Below are 18,171 nucleotides of genomic sequence, written 5' to 3'. Positions count from 1 at the left end.
GTTACTCCTTATCCTGATTCAGGATAGCGATGATTTCGGGGGGATACATTTGTATCAGGTCAGTGAAGTTCTTACCGATGCTTGCTTCGGCGTATTTCAGTACGGGTATTAGAGGGCTACCGGGTTCGCTCATCGCGAACCAACTGCGGATCTCCTGGAGTCGGTGCAGCGCCTCGGCGCGGTTTTCTATACCGCGGCGTGGTGCTGAAGATATTGGGGTGGTCACAGGTGCGTGTACTGCCGGGGCACCTTCGGTAATTGGGGGCTCGTCGCGGACTTGAGCAACAGGAGCCTGATCTTGTACTTCCTCTTCCTGGTGAGTCGGTGTTGTGGAGGCTGTTGTACCGAATTCGCTGGCGAACAGGCGTAGAATGTCGTCGAGAACGCTGAGTTCCGGTACCTCCGCACCTTCAGGAGCGGCCAGTGCCGTTTTGATTTCTTGCAGAAAATGGCGCGCCTGAATCAGCGGGCTAATTTCATCGCGTGCGTTAAGGTGCCAGTCGTGAATCAGGGCGTTGACGGTGGCTTCTGCCAGCGCGCCCTCTTCTCTGGGAACCGCATGGGCTCGTTCGAACTCTTTAACGGTAATTTGCAAACCGGAAGCTTTCGGCAGAGGCTGATTACGCAGATCGGCCAACAGACCTCTGGCGTCTTCCAGTTCGGCAAATGCGTTGGCGCGCAGCATTGGCGCGAACTCGCCTTCATCCATGAGCTGTGGATGGAGATCGTCTGGCCAGGTAATCAGTAAGGCGTGTAGCGCTTCAAGCCCTTCGGTCAGTGCTTTCAATCCTACCTTGCGTAAGCGGCAGCGCATCAGAATGATAACCAGCCTGACGTCTTTACTCTTCTGCAGCAGGGCCTGGCATTCACGTTCGGTTTCTGCCCAGTTCACGGGTTCCGCGGCTTCGGTGAAATTGCCGTATTCCACATCCAGCTTCGGCTGCAGGCGAGCCTGGAGCATCAGGAACGCCGGATCGTAGTCCAGGTTCTCTCCGCAGGGGGCTTCACCCGCCAGTGGCTGTATCAGGGATTGATAATAGTCTGAACAATTCAGTCCGTGAGTTCCGTTCATACGCGTTGCATATCTCTCTGTAATAATGATGAATCGATGGAAGAGGAGTGCTGATACATTTCAGGTTCAAAGCTCATGCCATAGACCGGCACGTCGTGCCGTTCGCGTTCGAGCCACGTGGCGTAGCCCAACTGGTGACTGCCATCCAGGGAAGATATGGGAACCTGATCCGGTGCCAGCACCAACTGCACATCCCAGGCATATTCGAAACCGATAAAGCTGCGTACCAGTTCCCGAAGTACCGGCATATCGGCGCCCCAGGGGCTGAATTGCATATATTGATTCAGCGTCAGGGGACCCATCACCAGTTTGAATTTGTGTTGACGGTCGAGCACTGTATTGCCAAGGATGGCTCCATCCCCCAGCAGGGTGGCGCCGCGATCGTCGCCAAGCGCGGTTTGATCGCCAGGCTCCAGGAAGATCCACTGCAACTCAAACTCTTCCATACGGATCGATACCTGGAAATAGTGCTGCATGGCGCCAAGCAGTCCATCCGGATTTCGGGCTTCGCGGATCAGGTGGGCAGCGGTGGCCAGACGAGCGTGCACTGGCAGCGGCGCAGGATCTAACTCGATGGGATCGAGCCCCACCAGGCTGCCGACGTAAAATGAAAAACGTTCGTCGTCCTTACGATCCAGCGTTGCGGTATCCTGGGATAGATACCAGGCGCGATAAAACAGAGACAGTGCCCGGTGGTGGAAGATATCCACAAAGTCGTTCAGCGAGCGATCGTGCTGGGCATTGCGTGAATAGGCCAGTTCAGACAGATTCAGGGGCATTGCGCCCTGAGCGCCCCAGATTCCCAGGCTGTATAACTGAATGTTTACTTTGTCGTCCAGCCAGTTGATTCGGGAGATCTCGCGGGGGGCAAAGGTGGTGCTGGCATCCTGCCCCAACCGGAAGCGTTCCTGGCTGGGGAGGGTGGCCGTTCCCGGTGCAGGCAGGGAAGGAGTGCGTGCCGCAATGGCACGCATAATACTGATGAATCCCGCTTCCCAGGGGAGTTCAGGATTGAACCACTGTGCCAGCCCTTCAGGGCTCGCAGCGTCACAGGGGGCGATAATACTGCTCATAACGCGCCTCGTTTACCCGGGCGTGCCTTCCAGCGCCCAACCAAACCGCGCTGCATGGAGTGCAGTTCGGTTTCGGTGAAAATATTGATGGCCGCATGGCGGGACAGGAAGTTCTCCATAATCAGGCCGAACAGATAAGGGCTGACGCCTGAAAAACCTTCTTCATCCACGGTCAGGCTACAACGTACGCCGCGGCCATATACCAGCAGCCCGTCACCGTTAAGGCGACGGACGACCGGCTCTGTTTTACACCCGACCAGGCTGTCGATCTGTGCAATGGACTCCAGATCTGCCGCAGTGGTAAACAGGCGCAGCATGTTACGCAGCGACTCGCCCCCCTGAGCGTGGGCCATTTCTGACAGCGGTAAATAGTTAAAGCTCAGCAGGCGGATGAGGCGCCATGCGGCTTCCCCCACCGCGAACGGCGGGCGCGGGGCGCTGGGTGAACTGACGAAGCGGACGCCGTGCACAGGCACCGAGTCGGACATCGTGAGATCGAAACTGCCGGAGCTTATCAGCAGACGTGGCAAATCGCGGTTAGTGACCATCGCATCGACCAGCAGATAGCGGATATGCTCGCTGTACGGAGCCTCCTGCTGATCGACCAGCGAGATAAATATTTCGGTGCCGCTGTATGGCGTGCGGGTATCGTACTTGCGCACGCTATTCTCTTTGGCCCGGAGTTCACGTCGCACCGAGAAATAGCGGCCAAAGTTTCCGGTATCGCTGTGGCGGGTCTGGTAGAGGGGGTTAAAGGTTAGCTCTTCGCTGGTTTCCGCCTGTAGCCCCATGACCTTATTGACTGAGAAAACTTCATAGTCGAGAGGTCGGCTGCGATCGGGGACGATATGGAAATTATTCAGCGCACGATTAACTTCAATGCGATCTACTCTTCTGGGGAACAGATTAATTACCGGCGTACAGAACAATAAGAAGCGCGAAGCGTTAAGATGTGGAACCAAATCCTGTGGTAATTTTTCCAGCAGAATAATTATCTCGACCTGGTTCGTGTTGTTTTTTTCCAGAGCCGCAGCAAGTTGGGTCAGCGAGAAAAAGTAAAATCGCTCGCGGCAGCAGATATATTCCTGGAACAGCGTATGACCGTGGAACATATTCCATTGTAAGGGAAGCAGGCTTTGATCCGGCGCCAGTCCTTCGAATTTTAGCGGTTGTTTGCTGACCACGTGATACTGGGCGGTATCGCGATCGCCAGAGCGGATAACTGTCGCAACGTGGCTGCCATGCAATAGCTCAAAGGTATGGGAGACAACCCGTTCATCGCCCTGAATATAAAAAGGTAGCTGATCCAGTCCCTTAAGTTCAGAGAATACCAACTCCCCCTGAAGCTGGAGCTTAAGGCGTAGCGCCCCCTTCAGCCGGTTATGGTGAATGTGGTAATCCGTCAGATTCGGAATATCGGGCGGAACCGATGTCAGTCGGGCTTCCACAATCTCTAACGGCCAGAGAGTCACTTCCTGATTATTGCGGAATTCGCAGCGACTCATTTCTCCTGGCAGAATGCGGCTATAGAAGGCACTACGCTTCGGAATGGTATAACCATGGGTCAGATCGCCTTCGCTCAGATTGGGGCGAAGTTGTACTACCCCCATCGACGGTGTCGGTGAGTTGTAATTAGGATATGTAATATCCAGTAATCGCTGAGTAAATTTAGGAAACTCGGCGTCCAGTTTTATTTGCGTTCTGGCGGACAGAAAGCAAAAAGCTTCGATTAAGCGCTCGACATAAGGATCGGCGACTTCAATGCCGTGCATACCCAGGCGACCAGCAATCTTGGGGTGACGATCGGCGAATTCGCGCGCCATCTCCCTGATGAAGGTCAGCTCTTGGTTGTAGTAATCAAGAAAATTATGTTCCACGTGTAACCCTGTTATTTGTAGTATGTGGGCCAGCGTTTCACAGCCAGAAGATATTTTCTGGCGTGTCCGGTAATGTTCTTCTGGAAGATATGTTCACACTTTCTTTGTGTTGCGATTTTAAAAGTAAAAATAAAATTTACGACGTGCACGGTGGCTATGTTAACTAATTTAAGAATGGGTTTCGGGCCGTATTCTTAAAAGGGAGGAGGGGGCGTCTGGAGTGTTTTTATTTTTGGCGTTGTTCATTACTATTTTCTGGCAATAACAGTTTCCCTGTCCATGAAGTGGGCGGCTGTAGCTCCAGACTTTCGATGGTGCTAAAGGTTTTAACTTTTATGACATAAAAAATTAATTAAAACAGGGTGTGTTTTATTGTGGCTATAACACGGAAGAATCTATTTGGTAAGCTGAATACGACGCTGTTTAAAAACATAGAAAGCGCGACTACGTTGTGTAAATTACGCGGTAACCCCTATGTTGAACTGGTGCACTGGTTAACTCAGTTGTATCAGCAGGAGAATACTGACCTGCGGCATATTATTCGCTATTTTGAAGTAGATGCGGAAACGCTGGAGCGTGATTTAGCTCAGGCATTAACGCGGCTTCCTTCAGGTGCCAGCGCTATTTCGGATTTTTCCTATCATATTGAACTGGCGATTGAACGTGCATGGGTGTTCGCCAGTCTTGAATGCCATAACAGTTGTATCCGCAGCGGCCATTTATTAATGGCGTTGCTGACTACCATGGAATTACGTCGGGCGCTTTTTGCAATTTCCGGAGCGTTTGAAAAGATTTCGCTGGAAAATTTAAGTAAAGATCTTGGTTATATTATTCGGGAATCCGAAGAGCAAGACGATATTGCCAGCGATAACAGCGTGGCGGGAGGCGCTGGCGTTCCCGGCGAAGCCAGTAATGCGCTCGGCGAGTCTCGTGGCGGCGGACTGGCTCAGTATTCCACCGATCTGACAGCACTAGCGCGAGAAGGCAAGATCGATCCGGTGCTGGGGCGCGATAAAGAGATCAATACCATGGTGGATATTCTGTTGCGCCGCCGCCAGAACAATCCGCTGCTTACCGGCGAAGCCGGTGTGGGTAAAACGGCTGTTGTCGAAGGACTGGCGCTGGCTATCGCCGCAGGTGAAGTTCCACCTTCATTGTCGAATGTCAGACTGTTGACGCTTGATGTGGTGGCATTGTCTGCCGGTGCCAGCATGAAAGGGGAATTCGAGGCACGCTTAAAAGCCGTGTTGGAAGAGGCGGTTAATTCTGCTGAACCCGTCATTCTGTTTATCGATGAGGTACACACGCTGGTGGGGGCTGGTGGCAATGCCGGTACTGGCGATGCTGCGAATCTGATGAAACCGATGCTGGCGCGTGGGCAACTGCGCACTATTGGTGCCACGACCTGGAGCGAATTTAAGCGGCATATTGAAAAAGATCCCGCTCTGACTCGACGTTTTCAGGTTCTCCAGGTGGAAGAGCCTTCGGAAGATGTGGCGATCTCGATGTTGCGCGGACTATTGCCGGTTCTGGAGCGTCATCACGGGGTATGGATCATGGATGAAGCATTGCGTGCGGCCGTACGCCTCTCTCATCGCTATATCCCGGCTCGCCAGCTGCCAGATAAGGCAATCAGCCTGTTGGATACCGCCTGCGCCCGGGTTGCTGTGGCGCAGCATTCGCCGCCAACTGAACTGCAGATGCTCAAATTTCGTAGTCAGTCAGCTCAAACGGAACTGTCATTGCTGGAAAAGGCGGTTCATTTTGGTAAAGAAGACGGCGAGCGACTGGCGGGTATTCAGAGCACGATTAGCGAATATGCCGGTGAAGCGGAGCGGCTGGATCAGCGCTGGATGCAGGAGTGCGAACTGGTTGCCGGCATTAATGAAATCCGCCAGCAATTGCTGAATGCGACAGCGGGTGAAGAGGTTCAGGAGCCGGAAACGGTGGCGAAGCTGCAGGAGCGTCTGAACGAGCTGGAATGCTCGTTAAGTGAGATCCGCCATGAGCAGCCGTTGGTGCAGGCCGAGGTAAATGCCAGCGTGGTTGCAGCCATCGTAGCCAGTTGGACTGGTATTCCAGTTGGCCAGGTGTTGAAAGATGACGTCAGTGCGGTGATGGAGCTTCCCCAGAGACTGGCGGAGCGAGTAATTGGCCAGGAATATGCGCTGACCTGCCTGAGTGAGAGCATTCAGACTGCTCGTGCTGGTCTGGCCGATCCACAAAAGCCGTTCGGCGTCTTTATGCTGGCGGGGCCGTCTGGCGTGGGGAAAACTGAAACCGCGCTGGCGATTGCCAGTCAGCTATATGGTGGTGAGCAAAACTTAATCACGATTAACATGAGTGAGTATCAGGAAGCGCATACCGTTTCGTCGCTAAAGGGATCGCCGCCAGGGTATGTCGGCTATGGCGAAGGCGGCGTTCTGACTGAAGCTGTACGTCGTAAACCCTATAGCGTTGTGTTGCTGGATGAAGTGGAAAAGGCGCATCCGGATGTTCATGAGCTGTTTTTCCAGGTTTTTGATAAAGGCTCGATGGAAGATGGGGAAGGGCGACAGATTGACTTCCGTAATACGATTATTTTGCTGACCAGTAATGTTGGTAGCGAAATATTAAGTAGTGCCTGTGCCGATCCGGACACTATGCCAGAAACAGAGAGTCTGTTGGCGCTATTACAGCCGGAATTACTAAAAGTTTTCCCGGCAGCATTTTTAGGTAGGGTAAGCGTTATCCCTTATCTACCGTTAGAGCGTGAGTCTCTTCAGCATATAGTCAGGATTCATCTTGATCGTATTGTGGCAAGGGCTCGGGAGCATCATGATATATCGCTGAAATACAGCGATGCACTGGTTCAACATGTCGTTGATCGGTGTCCGGTAGCGGAAACCGGCGCCAGGATGCTTATTCGCTTTATAGAAAAAAATATTTTACCGAAGATCGGCAGTGCTGTTTTAAATATGGATAGAGCGACGGTCAAAGATAGCTCGGAAATGCATATTACGGTTCAGGAAGAAACAGGTGTTGAAATTGTGGTTTAAATGGAGGGCCTGCCAACGAAATAGTCAACAAGGAAATTAGTTGTTGTAAATAAACGACATGTATGTCGTTGTCTTTTATCGTAATACTAAAATAGGGAATATTTATATGCGTAAATTCAAACTGGCACTGTGCGCACTGGCGCTGACTACGGCTTCCGCTTCTGCTCTGGCTGCGGATACTCAGGGCACTGTAACCTTTAATGGTGAGCTGATTTCTGATACCTGTACCATCTCCAGCGGTTACAAGGATATCGTTGTTGAGCTGCCGAAGGTTTCTACACAGACCTTGGTTAAGAGCGGTGATACTGCTGGCTCTAAAGGCTTCGACATTAAAGTTGAGGATTGCCCGGCTCCTATTACCCAGGTTGCTGCACATTTTGAAGCGATTGGCAGCACCGGTATGGATAGCACCACTGGTAACCTGACCAATAACTTCACTGGCACTGGCAGTAAAGCAGGTCAGGTTCAGGTTCGTCTGTACAACTCTGACGAGCAGCAGCTGAAACTGGGTGAAGCTGGTGCTGCTGCCGCTGTATCTGGTGGCGCGGCGACCATGCGTTACTTTGGTGGTTACTATGCAACCGGTCAGACTACTGCGGGTAAAGTACAGGCCAGAGCCAATTACACCCTCGTTTATCCGTAATTGAGTTCATGGTTTAGTTAATTCTGGGTGGCGAATATTCGCCACCCTATCAAATCTTATCTGGCTAAATGTGTAATACATGGATTGTTGCTATGAAATATTTGCAGGTATTGTATTCTAAGTTTATAACGATAATTATTTTTCTGGCATTATCGACACAGTTGGCCGTTGCTGGAATGACGATTTCCGGAACTCGTATTATTTTCCCGGGCGGTGAGCGGGAGAAAACGGTAAGGACAACCAACAAAGGTTCTTTGCCTGTTTTGGTTCAGGTCTGGGTTGATGACGGCAGTAAGAATGAAGATATTAACAAAATGCAGGTGCCATTTACGGTTACTCCGCCAGTATATCGCGTGGAGCCCGGGAAGGGGCAGAGCATTCGTCTTATTTATAATGGTATGAACCTGCCACAGGATCGCGAGTCCGTATTTTGGTTTAATTTGCTGGAAATCCCACCGGTGAATGAACAGGCGGCCAATTCCGATCGTCTGGAGTTAGCGTTCCGCACCAGAATTAAAATTTTCTACCGCCCGAGTACGCTGAAAAGCACCAGTGCTCAGGAGGCAGGGAAACTGACCTGGACGTTGACCAGCAAAGGCTTGCGGGTAACAAACCCGACACCGTATTATTTTTCCTTTGATTCGGCTGCGCTGAATACGGGTAACGGCAAAGTTAGCCTGAATGTTGATATGATTGCCCCCATGTCCAGTAAAGAGTTCGGCATTTCCAGTAAGAATGCATCAACAGCTGGCGTCAACGGTGCCAGTGTAAATTTGATTAATGATTATGGTAGCGTGCTTAAATTATCGTTAACGCGTTCCCAGGGTCAGTCAATGATAATTAATGAGTAAGGGTAAATTTCTATAAGAATAAAGTCCGCTGTCATGGATGAATATATTTTTTAAAGGGCCGGTATAGGTTCTGTTAAGGGAGTCAGAGAAGTGAAGCCGACAGAGTCAAAAACATATTTGCGACTGATGAAGCGTAAAACGCTAATAGCGTCTGCGATCCGCCATATTCTTATTGCTTCTTTAGGTGCCAGCTTTTCTGTAGGGGCCCAGGAGGGTTCCGATATTACTGTTGCTAGTCCGCAGGATAGCGGAAGTAAAAATGTTCGGTTCAATAGTGATTTTATTCATGGCGTTAGCGTGGACGTTTCCCGTTATTCTCAAGGGAACCCTAATCCAGCGGGTGACTTTGTGGTGCAGGTGGTCGTTAATGGCGACAGTCGGGGCCAGCATACTGTCTCTTTTGTTTCCCCCACCGAGGGCGCCAGCGCCCAACCCTGCTTTACCTATCAACAGCTCGTAAAATTGGGGGTGAAAGTCTCTCAGGAGCCGACAACCCTGGTAGGGTCTGAGGCAAAGGCGCAGTGCGCGCCTATTGAACAATGGGTACCGGAGGGGGCCCGGGCCGACTATCTGGCAGGGGATTTCTATCTCAATTTGGTGATTCCTCAGGCCTACACCGTTCAGTACCCACGCGGCTATACCGACCCCAATGCCTGGCAGAGCGGCGTGTCCATGGGCATGCTGGATTATAACGCGAATATTTACGCACAGCAGAGCACAGAGCGCTTTCGTGGTAACGATGGTCACCAGGTAAGCGGCAACCTCGGTATTTTAGCCGGTGTGAATATGTATGGCTGGCGGTTGCGTAAGCGTATCAACACCAACTGGACTCGCAATGAATCGACCCATACTCAGAATTTATTCACCTACGTTCAACGTGATATACCGGCGCTGAAGAGCCAGTTGACCCTTGGCGACAGCACGACCAGCGGCTATCTGTTCGACAGTCTGTCTATTCGCGGTATTCAGCTGCAATCCGACGATCGCATGTTGCCGGATGGACTGCGCTATTATACGCCGCTGCTGCGCGGGATAGCCGAGACCAATGCCCGGGTGCGCGTGACTCAGCGTGGCCAGACGATTTATGAAACAACGGTACCTGCTGGCCCTTTTGAACTGAGCGATATCGGTGCTATGGGCTACGGTGGCGATCTGCTGATGACTATTATGGAAGCGGATGGACGTATCAGAACCCAGTCGATACCCTATTCCGCGCCACCCATGCTATTACGCGAGGGTATCTCTCGCTTCGGCGTAACAGTGGGGAAACTGCGAGATGACTCGCTGCGTGAGCGTCCAGGCGTCGCCCAGGGGTTTTATCAGTACGGTTTGGGCAATATGTACACGCTGTATGGTGGTGGGCAGCTTTCCGACGGGTATACGGCGTTAGGTATTGGACATGCTTTTAATACCCCGGTGGGCGGTATTTCCATGGACGCCACCCACGCACGCAGTGAGCTTGGCCAGGGACGCTCGTCGTCAGGTAATAGCTATAATATCGGTTTCAGTAAATATCTGGATTCAACCAATACCGACGTGACGCTGGCGGCCTATCGCTATTCATCAAAAGGCTTTTACAGCTTCAGGGATGCTTCCATAGCGCGTTATGGGAGTCGCGAGGATCACTTTATGGTGGATTATCGCACCCGAGAGCGTTTCTCGGTGAATATTGGTCAGCCATTGTGGGATAGTGCGCGTATTACCTTTTCCGGTAATTTCTACAATTACTGGGATTCGCGTTCTTCATCGAGCCAGTACATGCTGACTTATAACAAGAGCGAAAGATATTTCACCTGGTCTGTGGCGGCCGCGCGGGCTTTTAACAGTGATGGCCGTGATGTAAACAGCGTAATGTTTACGATTAGTGTCCCGCTGGGACATAGCACCATTGTTGAAAAGCCGCTGTTTAACACCTTTTATTCCTCAGTGTCGCATGATAACGACGGAGCAAGTTCCGTTCAGATGAATGCCATCGGTAGCCAGGGCGAGCAGAATGAGCTGAGCTATGGAATAGGTGCGTCGGTAAATAAAGTACGCAATGATTCGGCTCAGAGCGTGTTTACCGGCAACGTGAACTATAACTCCAGCTGGGGGCAATTTGGCTCAACGGCTTCGGTGGGGAGCAGGTCGCGCCAGATTTCCTTCACCGGGAACGGTAGCCTGGTCGCCCATAGCGGCGGTTTGACGCTGGGGCCGCGACTGGGAGATCTGCCATTCGCACTGGTGAATGCCCCTGGTGCGGAAGGCGCCAAAATGCTTAATGGTTATGGTTCGCGCATTGACGGAAATGGCTATGCAATTATGCCGTCGCTGAGCCCTTACCATGAAAATACGATTGCTTTGGATACTGCTGGCCTGCCTGATACTGTGGATGTGCTGGAAAATGAAAACACGGTTATTCCTCGTATGGGTGCGGCGATTCGGGTGAATATCAAAACGCTCGTGGGTGCTCCGGTAGTGCTGATTGTGCGTGATGGGCAGAATAATTATTTACCTATTGGCGCCGATGTTGTGGATGAGCGTAATGTAAGTCTGGGAATTATTGGCCAGAGCGGTATGGCTTTTGTTCGCGGATGGAAGGCTGACAAAGAAAATCTGTACGTTAGAAATGCAGCAGGCGACCGTCTCTGTACTATCTATTCCGATTCCAGCCTCATCAGTAAAATTAACCAGGCCTCCGGCTCTGTTATCCAGGTAGGTGTTGTATGTCATTAAATATGATTAGTTCGCCAGCAAAAAAATATACTCGCTATGGCTTATATCTGGCGTTACTCTGGGGGCCGGCGGCTATTGCCGAAGCCTCGTGCAGTTCGAACTGTTCAATGGATGTCTATTTCACCGGTAATTATACTGATGAAACCTGCAATGTCGTTATTAATAATAGAACTAATAATGAAACGGTGTTATTAAGCAGGGTGTCAGTAAATACTCTTAGTAAAAATGGTGCTGAGGCAGGCAGTAAACCTTTCGACATTACACTGAAAGACTGCCCTGCCAGTCGAACCATCACTCTTTTCTTTAATAGCAGCGTTTCCAGCGCAGACAGTTTGACCGGGAATCTGGTCAATGATGTCGGCGCTGATTTTAGCCGTAATGTACAGATTCGCTTGCGTAAGGAAAATGAAAGTCAGGTAGTTATTGATAATGCCAGTACCGGGCAGGATTACATTATTTCTTCAGAAGGTGACCCATTAACCCATCGATTTACCGCAAGTTATTATGCCAATGGTAATGCTGCAGTAACGCCAGGGAAAGTCCGGGCGGCAGCAGGTGTAGAACTTGTCTATAAATAATGGGAGGCACTGAACGGGAGATTGAAAATACCAGCCATTAAGCAAACGAAAGTTTTATCTATAACGGCTATTTGAAGAGTAATTACAATTATGAGCAGAAGCAATTCACAGAAATTTATTGCGCGTAATCGTGCGCCACGCGTACAAATTGAATACGATGTGGAAATTTATGGTAGTGAAAAAAAGATTGAGCTGCCGTTTGTTATGGGGGTTCTGGCCGACCTTTCCGGGAAACCCCTGGAGCCGCTTCCACCCGTCGCGGACAGAAAGTTTCTGAGCATTGATATCGATAACTTTGATGAACGTATGAAGGCTATGCAGCCTCGCGTGGCATTCGCAGTGCCGAATACCTTAACCGGTGAAGGCCAACTGATGGTCGATATGACTTTTGAAAGCATGGACGATTTCTCTCCCGATGCCATTGCCCGCAAAGTGGATTCTCTGTCACAGCTGCTGGAGGCGCGTACCCAGCTCGCTAACTTACAGACTTATATGGACGGTAAGGCTGGAGCGGAAAGTCTGGTGATGAAGGTGCTGCAGGATAAGGCGCTGTTGAATACCCTGGCTTCTGCGCCGAAGTCTGACAATAGCGATACGGAAACGATGCCTCAAAAATGATTTAAAGAGAGAATACTATGGCGATTCAGGTAGATAACAATAAACAAGCCACCACTCAGATTGAAACGCACAGTGATTTTAGCTCATTGTTAACCCGCGAATTTAAGCCGAAATCTGATCAGGCCCGAAGCGCGGTGGAGCAGGCGGTGAAAACCCTTGCTGAACAGGCGTTGTCCAGTTCTATCACAATGGCGGATGACGCCTATAAAAATATCGCCGCTATAATAGCGGAAATTGACCATAAGCTTTCTGAGCAGATCAATCTCATTCTCCATCATGAAGAGTTTCAGAGCCTGGAGAGCGCATGGCGTGGTCTGCATTACCTGGTTTACAACACCGAAACTGATGAAAATCTGAAGCTGCGGTTCATGGATCTTTCCAAGGATGAGCTGCGGCGCAACATGCGGCGCTATAAAGGTATCGCCTGGGATCAGAGTCCGCTGTTTAAGCAAATTTATGAAGAAGAGTACGGTCAGTTGGGGGGGGAGCCATACGGCTGTCTGGTGGCGGATTATTACTTCAATCACACAGCGCCGGATGTAGACCTGCTCTCTTCTATCGGTAAAGTTGCGGCTTCTGCCCATATGCCTTTTATTACCGGTGCATCTCCCTCCGTTATGCAGATGGATTCCTGGCAGGAGCTGGCTAATCCGCGCGATCTCACTAAAATCTTTACTCAGAATCTGGAGTATGCGGCGTGGAACTCTCTGCGTCAGTCCGAAGATTCACGCTATATTGGCCTGGCAATGCCACGTTTCCTGTCTCGTCTGCCGTACGGTATTCATACCAATCCAGTGGATAACTTCAACTTTGAAGAGACGACGGAAGGTGCGGATCACAGCAAGTATGTATGGTCAAATGCCGCCTACGCGATGGCGGTTAACATTAACCGCTCTTTTAAGCATTATGGCTGGTGTACCATGATTCGGGGCGTGGAAAGTGGCGGCGTGGTGGAAGATCTGCCGTGTCATACCTTTCCGACCGATGATGGGGGCGTTGATATGAAGTGCCCAACGGAAATTGCAATTTCCGATCGTCGCGAAGCTGAGCTGGCAAAGAATGGTTTTATTCCGCTGGTGCATCGTAAGAATACCGATTATGCCGCCTTTATTGGCGCTCAGTCCCTGCAAAAGCCAGCTGAATATTACGATCCTGATGCGACTGCTAACGCCAACCTGTCGGCCCGTCTGCCGTACCTGTTCGCCTGTTCTCGCTTTGCGCACTATCTCAAGTGCATCGTGCGCGACAAAATTGGTTCTTTCAAAGAGCGCGATGATATGCAGCGCTGGCTTAATAACTGGATCATGAACTATGTAGATGGCGATCCGGTCAACTCTTCCCAGGAAACCAAAGCTCGCCGTCCGCTGGCTGCTGCAGAAGTGGTTGTTGAGGATGTAGAAGATAATCCAGGTTATTACCAGGCAAAATTCTTTCTGCGTCCGCATTATCAGCTGGAAGGATTAACCGTTTCACTGCGTATGGTCGCTAAATTGCCTTCTGCAAAAGGTGCTGGCTAAGATTGTTTTAGCAAAAAGATAATACCATTCCTTTTCCTGAATCCTGGTGTCGTTAATAGCCATGAAGACGGGAAAGGATATGGGAATAAAGTATTATTATTAAATTTAGCTCTTCAGGTATTTCTACTTTTTTGTTGGGTAGCTGGTTTATATATTCTGATGCCTGAATTGTTTTCGATAAAAAGTCCTGGTTGATTCTGTTTTAGTGGGAAGTCATTTGGTTATTCTTCTTGAACTATTGCGGCGTACGGTTATCCGTGTGTCGGAAAAAAGTCAGAAGTTATTCTTTTTGATACTCTTCTGTCTTTGTTTTGTGTCGGTTACACAGGGTGTAACTTTATTTAATGAGCGCTGATAAAGGAAATTATTATGGCTCAAGATATGTTTATTAAAATTGATGGCATCGAAGGTGAGTCTCTGGATGCTACACATAAAAATGAGATTGAAGTCCTGTCATGGCATTGGGCGAGCTCTCAGCATTCTAATATGCATAGCGGTTCCGGTGGTGGCTCTGGTAAAGCAACGGTAGATGATTTCTGCTTTGAACACTACGTTGATAAAGCCAGCACTAACCTCCTGAGCTACTGTCTGACTGGTAAGCATATTAAGGATGTTAACTTCGTTATCCGTAAAGCGGGTGGCGATCCGCTGGAATATCTGACCATTAAATTCACTGACGTCATCATTACTCGCGTTGAAACTGCGGGTTCCGCTGAAGATGAAACTCGTCCGCGTGAGAAAGTCACCTTTGCTTTCACCAAGCTGACTCAGGATTATGTTATGCAGAATGCTGAAGGCGCTCGCTCTGGTGTTATCTCTGCCAGCTACGACGTTAAGGCAAACCTGCACAGCTAATACAAGTGTTGTCGCGCTGAATAAAGGTTCGCCGTTACGGCGGTGGGCCTTTCCTGACATTATTGTGGGAATGCCAGGCAATATAGGGATTGCAGGGACGAGTGGATCATGGTGAAAAAATTAGCGCTGATGGTGATGGTAATGGCGATGTTGGCTTGTAATAGCGATCGCCAACCTAAGCCCAAAGAGGGCGAAATAAAAATAAACTTAATTGCGGATCGCGATATTAATCCCAATGAACGAGGAAAGCCTGCTCCGCTTAACTTGTTTATTTATGATGTCAAGGGTGTTGATGCGTTTGAGAACAGCGATTTCTTTGAGATAACGGAAGGTCGCAGTAAACAAGTTAAGGATGCTTCCTCAAAGTTGTATGAAGCTATTTTGCAACCAGGAGAGTCAAGGACGGTTATTCTCAAGCCGGGTAGTAACAGTAAGGCATTGGGGATTTTGGGCGCTTACCGGGATATCAAGGATTCGGTCTGGATGACGCTTTGGACGGTACCGGAAAAGAAAAAGAAAAGATGGTGGAATATATTTGGTGCCAATCCGGTAGAGCTTGATGTTCATTTCGAAAAATCGGCAATTACAATTAAAAAAATGGATTAAATAGTGAGAACAAATAAAGTTGTCTGGAGTGAAGGACTGTTCTTGCGTCCGCAGCTTTTTCAACAGCAAGAACGTTACTTTGAATACTACGCACATAAGCGCGCTGCAACGTTGAGTCCCTTCTTTTGGGGATTTTCGCAGTATGAAATCGATCGGGAAGCGCTTGCTTATGGCAAGTTGGTTTTGCGTACAGCGCGCGGTGTGCTACCTGACGGCACTCCCTTTGATATTCCGGATCATGCTGAACTGCCGGAGCCTTTGACGATACTACCTGAACATCTGGGTAAGGTGGTTTATCTGGCGGTTCCGTTGCGTCTCGATAACAGTGATGAAACTATTTTCAGTCAGCACGACTCCAGCTCGCTGGCACGGTTTCGCGCTGTTGAAGCCGAGCTGTGCGATACCAACTCTATTCGCCAGGGACCAAAGCCGGTTCAGCTGGCCAGCCTGCGTTTGAGGCTGGTTCCTCAGGCCGAGATGACCGAATCCTGGATAGGTCTGCCGCTGACTATTGTGAAGGCTATTCAGCCTGATGGCAGTGTGTTACTACATCTGGAAGATCATATTCCGCCAGTGACTGGCTATGCCGCCAGCGCCTTGCTCAGGGAATGGCTGACTCATCTCAACGGTCTGGTGAAAATGCGCGCCGGAATGCTGGCTAATCGTCTTTCGACCTCGGACGGTAAGGCGAGCGCCAGCGCTGAGGTGGTTGATTATCTGCTGCTGCAAATTTTCAATAAATACGAGCCGATCCTCGATCATTTGCGTCACATTCCCGAGCTGCCTCCGATCGCTTTGTATCTGGAACTGGCGAAGCTGGCTGGCGAACTCTCAACCTTTGTACGTACCAAAACTCGCCGTCCGAAGAGCGCGCCGGGCTATGACCATGCGCGGCTCTATTCCTCGATTCGTCCACTGGTAGATGAGGTGCACGAACTGTTGAACCAGATTCTGGTCAGGTCTGGACAACTCATTGATCTTCACTCAAAAGGAAATGGCGTGTGGTCTGCTGCCGTACTGCCTAACGAGCTGCGATCGTTCTCGAATCTGGTACTGGCGGTTCATGCACAACTGCCGATGGATGTTCTGCAGCAACAGTATCAGGCGCAGGTCAAAATCAGTGCGCCGCAGCAGTTACACGAACTGGTTCGTTCCCACTTACCGGGACTGGTGTTGCAGGGACTCCCCGTTCCACCACGCCAGATCCCTTACAGCACGGGCTATGTCTACTTTGAACTACTGAAGAGCGGGCCATTCTGGGACAAGATTTCAGATACCGGCGCACTGGCGTTACATATCGCAGGTGAATTCCCCGGACTGAAGATGGAACTCTGGGGGATTAGAAGCTGATGAAAGATGATGATTTTAATCAGGATGGGACGGCGTCTGCCGGGCAGGATCCGCTTAATAATGATGATAACTCCCCCCAGGCGCTGGGGCACTTCCTGTTGGACGAACATGGGGAGTGGTTACAGGAGCCCGAGGATACGCCTTCTGCGGACTTGCGGGCGGAAGAGCGAACGCCCAGAAGTGAAGCAACGCTGAAGAGTGAAAGCGTTCAGCAACGCGTGGCCAGAGTGATGGTCGCCGAAAATCCGCTGCTGGAAGCGACCCAACCGCTACTGCGGGCGCTGAGTGATATGCCAGAAAAAATTGCCGAGCTCGCCCACGTTGAGATTTTAAAAAACACGCTAAAGAGTGAAATTAATCTGTTCAGCATCGTTTGCGATGAAGTGAACATCATGTGGAAAAAGATGGCGATCGTTCGCTACTGCATTTGCACAGCCCTGGATGAAGCGGCTCACACCACGCCGTGGGGGCTGGAGTCGGGCTGGTCGCAGAGCAACCTGCTGAACCATTTCGAAGGGGATAACGATGGCGGGAACAAATTCTTCCTCTTGATCGGGCGACTTTCGATGAATCCCAACGAGTTTGCCGATGTGCTGGAGGTGTTGCTGCGCATTCTGGGCCTGGGCTTCGAAGGTCGGTACAGCATTATTGAAGATGGTGAGCGGCAGCTGGCCAAAATCCGTCAGCGACTGCTGGCCATTATTCAAAGCACCCGCAACCCCACCCAGCCGGTACTTTCCCCCCATGGTCTGCAGCCTCATGGCCCAGCGAAGCGAGAAAAACTGGTGATACCGGTGCGCCTGACGGCGCTGTGTGCCGGCATGATCGTGGCTGCGGCGTTTATCTGGTGCAAGTATCGACTCTCAACCTGGGGCGATCGTATTGGTTATGACATACGCGCTCTGCAAAACATTAAGGTGACGACGCCACAGCTCAAGATGCGCCTTCGGCTGGCTGTTCTGCTACGCCATGAAATTGAGCAACAGTTGCTAAGCGTGGATGAAACCCAGCGGGAGAGCAAGGTGGTACTGAAGGGCGATTCGCTGTTCCACTCTGGTTCAACAGAGGTGCTACCGGAAATGGAACAGGTTATCCGGCGTGTGGCGCAGGAAGTCCGGCGCGTTAACGGCGATATCGTGATTGTGGGCCATACGGACTCCACGCCGATTAAGCACTCGAAGCTGCCCAATAACCAGGTGCTGTCTGAAAAACGTGCAGAAGAGGTGGCCCGATTCTTTGTGGCTGCCGGGGTGCCTGAGAGCAAAGTGAAAGTCGAAGGCGTTGGAGACAGCCAGCCGGTAGCCAGCAACGCGACATCTCAGGGACGGGCGAAGAATCGCCGCGTAGAGTTTTTTGTCACCTACTAACGAGAGCGACA

Annotated in this window: 13 protein-coding genes and 1 pseudogene; 11 read left to right on the top strand and 3 right to left on the bottom strand. The window is 50.6% G+C overall.

What is annotated here, in order from left to right; all coding sequences use genetic code 11:
* Position 1: 1 nt before the first annotated feature.
* The 3 genes from V3W49_RS04205 to tssF are packed head-to-tail and all read right to left on the bottom strand — an operon-like array spanning position 2 to position 4,022.
* Positions 2-1,072, bottom strand: coding sequence for a type VI secretion system protein TssA (locus tag V3W49_RS04205; RefSeq protein WP_500143864.1), 1,071 nt, complete (start codon positions 1,070-1,072; stop codon positions 2-4).
* Positions 1,069-2,145, bottom strand: a complete 1,077-nt coding sequence (gene tssG / locus V3W49_RS04200; protein ID WP_500143863.1) for a type VI secretion system baseplate subunit TssG — start codon at positions 2,143-2,145, stop codon at positions 1,069-1,071. Before tssG ends, V3W49_RS04205 begins: the two co-directional genes overlap by 4 nt.
* Positions 2,142-4,022 carry a type VI secretion system baseplate subunit TssF gene (gene tssF, locus V3W49_RS04195; RefSeq protein ID WP_500143862.1) on the bottom strand — a complete coding sequence of 627 codons (1,881 nt, stop codon included), beginning with the start codon at positions 4,020-4,022 and terminating at the stop codon, positions 2,142-2,144. The genes tssG and tssF overlap by 4 nt, the downstream gene beginning before the upstream one ends.
* Before the next feature lie 374 nt (positions 4,023-4,396).
* Here tssF and tssH point away from each other — a divergent pair.
* The 11 genes and pseudogenes from tssH to tssL all read left to right on the top strand — a co-directional run.
* Positions 4,397-6,976 (top strand): annotated as a pseudogene (tssH, locus tag V3W49_RS04190) (type VI secretion system ATPase TssH); the annotation flags it as partial.
* A 190-nt stretch (positions 6,977-7,166) separates the two neighbouring features.
* Positions 7,167-7,703: a fimbrial protein gene (locus tag V3W49_RS04185; protein ID WP_500143861.1), complete on the top strand. Its 537-nt coding sequence runs from the start codon at positions 7,167-7,169 to the stop codon at positions 7,701-7,703.
* 110 nt (positions 7,704-7,813) lie between these two features.
* Positions 7,814-8,554, top strand: a complete 741-nt coding sequence (locus V3W49_RS04180) for a fimbrial biogenesis chaperone (protein ID WP_500144019.1) — start codon at positions 7,814-7,816, stop codon at positions 8,552-8,554.
* Between the two features lie 126 nt (positions 8,555-8,680).
* Positions 8,681-11,269: a fimbria/pilus outer membrane usher protein gene (locus V3W49_RS04175; protein WP_500144018.1), complete on the top strand. Its 2,589-nt coding sequence runs from the start codon at positions 8,681-8,683 to the stop codon at positions 11,267-11,269.
* Positions 11,260-11,847, top strand: coding sequence for a fimbrial protein (locus tag V3W49_RS04170; protein ID WP_500143860.1), 588 nt, complete (start codon positions 11,260-11,262; stop codon positions 11,845-11,847). Before V3W49_RS04175 ends, V3W49_RS04170 begins: the two co-directional genes overlap by 10 nt.
* 87 nt (positions 11,848-11,934) lie before the next feature.
* Positions 11,935-12,465 carry a type VI secretion system contractile sheath small subunit gene (tssB, locus tag V3W49_RS04165; protein ID WP_500144016.1) on the top strand — a complete coding sequence of 177 codons (531 nt, stop codon included), beginning with the start codon at positions 11,935-11,937 and terminating at the stop codon, positions 12,463-12,465.
* A gap of 17 nt (positions 12,466-12,482) precedes the next feature.
* A complete protein-coding gene (gene tssC, locus V3W49_RS04160) occupies positions 12,483-13,982 on the top strand; it encodes a type VI secretion system contractile sheath large subunit (protein WP_500143859.1) in 1,500 nt (499 codons plus the stop codon).
* Positions 13,983-14,351: 369 nt separating this feature from the next.
* Positions 14,352-14,837 carry an Hcp family type VI secretion system effector gene (locus V3W49_RS04155; protein WP_500143858.1) on the top strand — a complete coding sequence of 162 codons (486 nt, stop codon included), beginning with the start codon at positions 14,352-14,354 and terminating at the stop codon, positions 14,835-14,837.
* Between the two features lie 108 nt (positions 14,838-14,945).
* The gene (tssJ, locus tag V3W49_RS04150; protein WP_500143856.1) at positions 14,946-15,443 is read left to right on the top strand and encodes a type VI secretion system lipoprotein TssJ; all 498 of its coding nucleotides are present in this window, start codon (positions 14,946-14,948) and stop codon (positions 15,441-15,443) included.
* A 3-nt stretch (positions 15,444-15,446) separates the two neighbouring features.
* Positions 15,447-16,793, top strand: a complete 1,347-nt coding sequence (tssK, locus tag V3W49_RS04145) for a type VI secretion system baseplate subunit TssK (RefSeq protein ID WP_500143855.1) — start codon at positions 15,447-15,449, stop codon at positions 16,791-16,793.
* Positions 16,793-18,160, top strand: coding sequence for a type VI secretion system protein TssL, long form (gene tssL, locus V3W49_RS04140; RefSeq protein WP_500143854.1), 1,368 nt, complete (start codon positions 16,793-16,795; stop codon positions 18,158-18,160). Before tssK ends, tssL begins: the two co-directional genes overlap by 1 nt.
* The last annotated feature ends 11 nt before the right edge of the window (positions 18,161-18,171 follow it).

Origin of the sequence: Rosenbergiella sp. YN46 (genome assembly GCF_036620675.1) — a bacterium.
In the GTDB taxonomy this organism is placed as follows: Bacteria; Pseudomonadota; Gammaproteobacteria; order Enterobacterales; family Enterobacteriaceae; genus Jejubacter.
The sequence above is the reverse complement of the archived record's forward strand: the minus strand, read 5'-3'. Positions and strand labels throughout refer to the sequence as shown.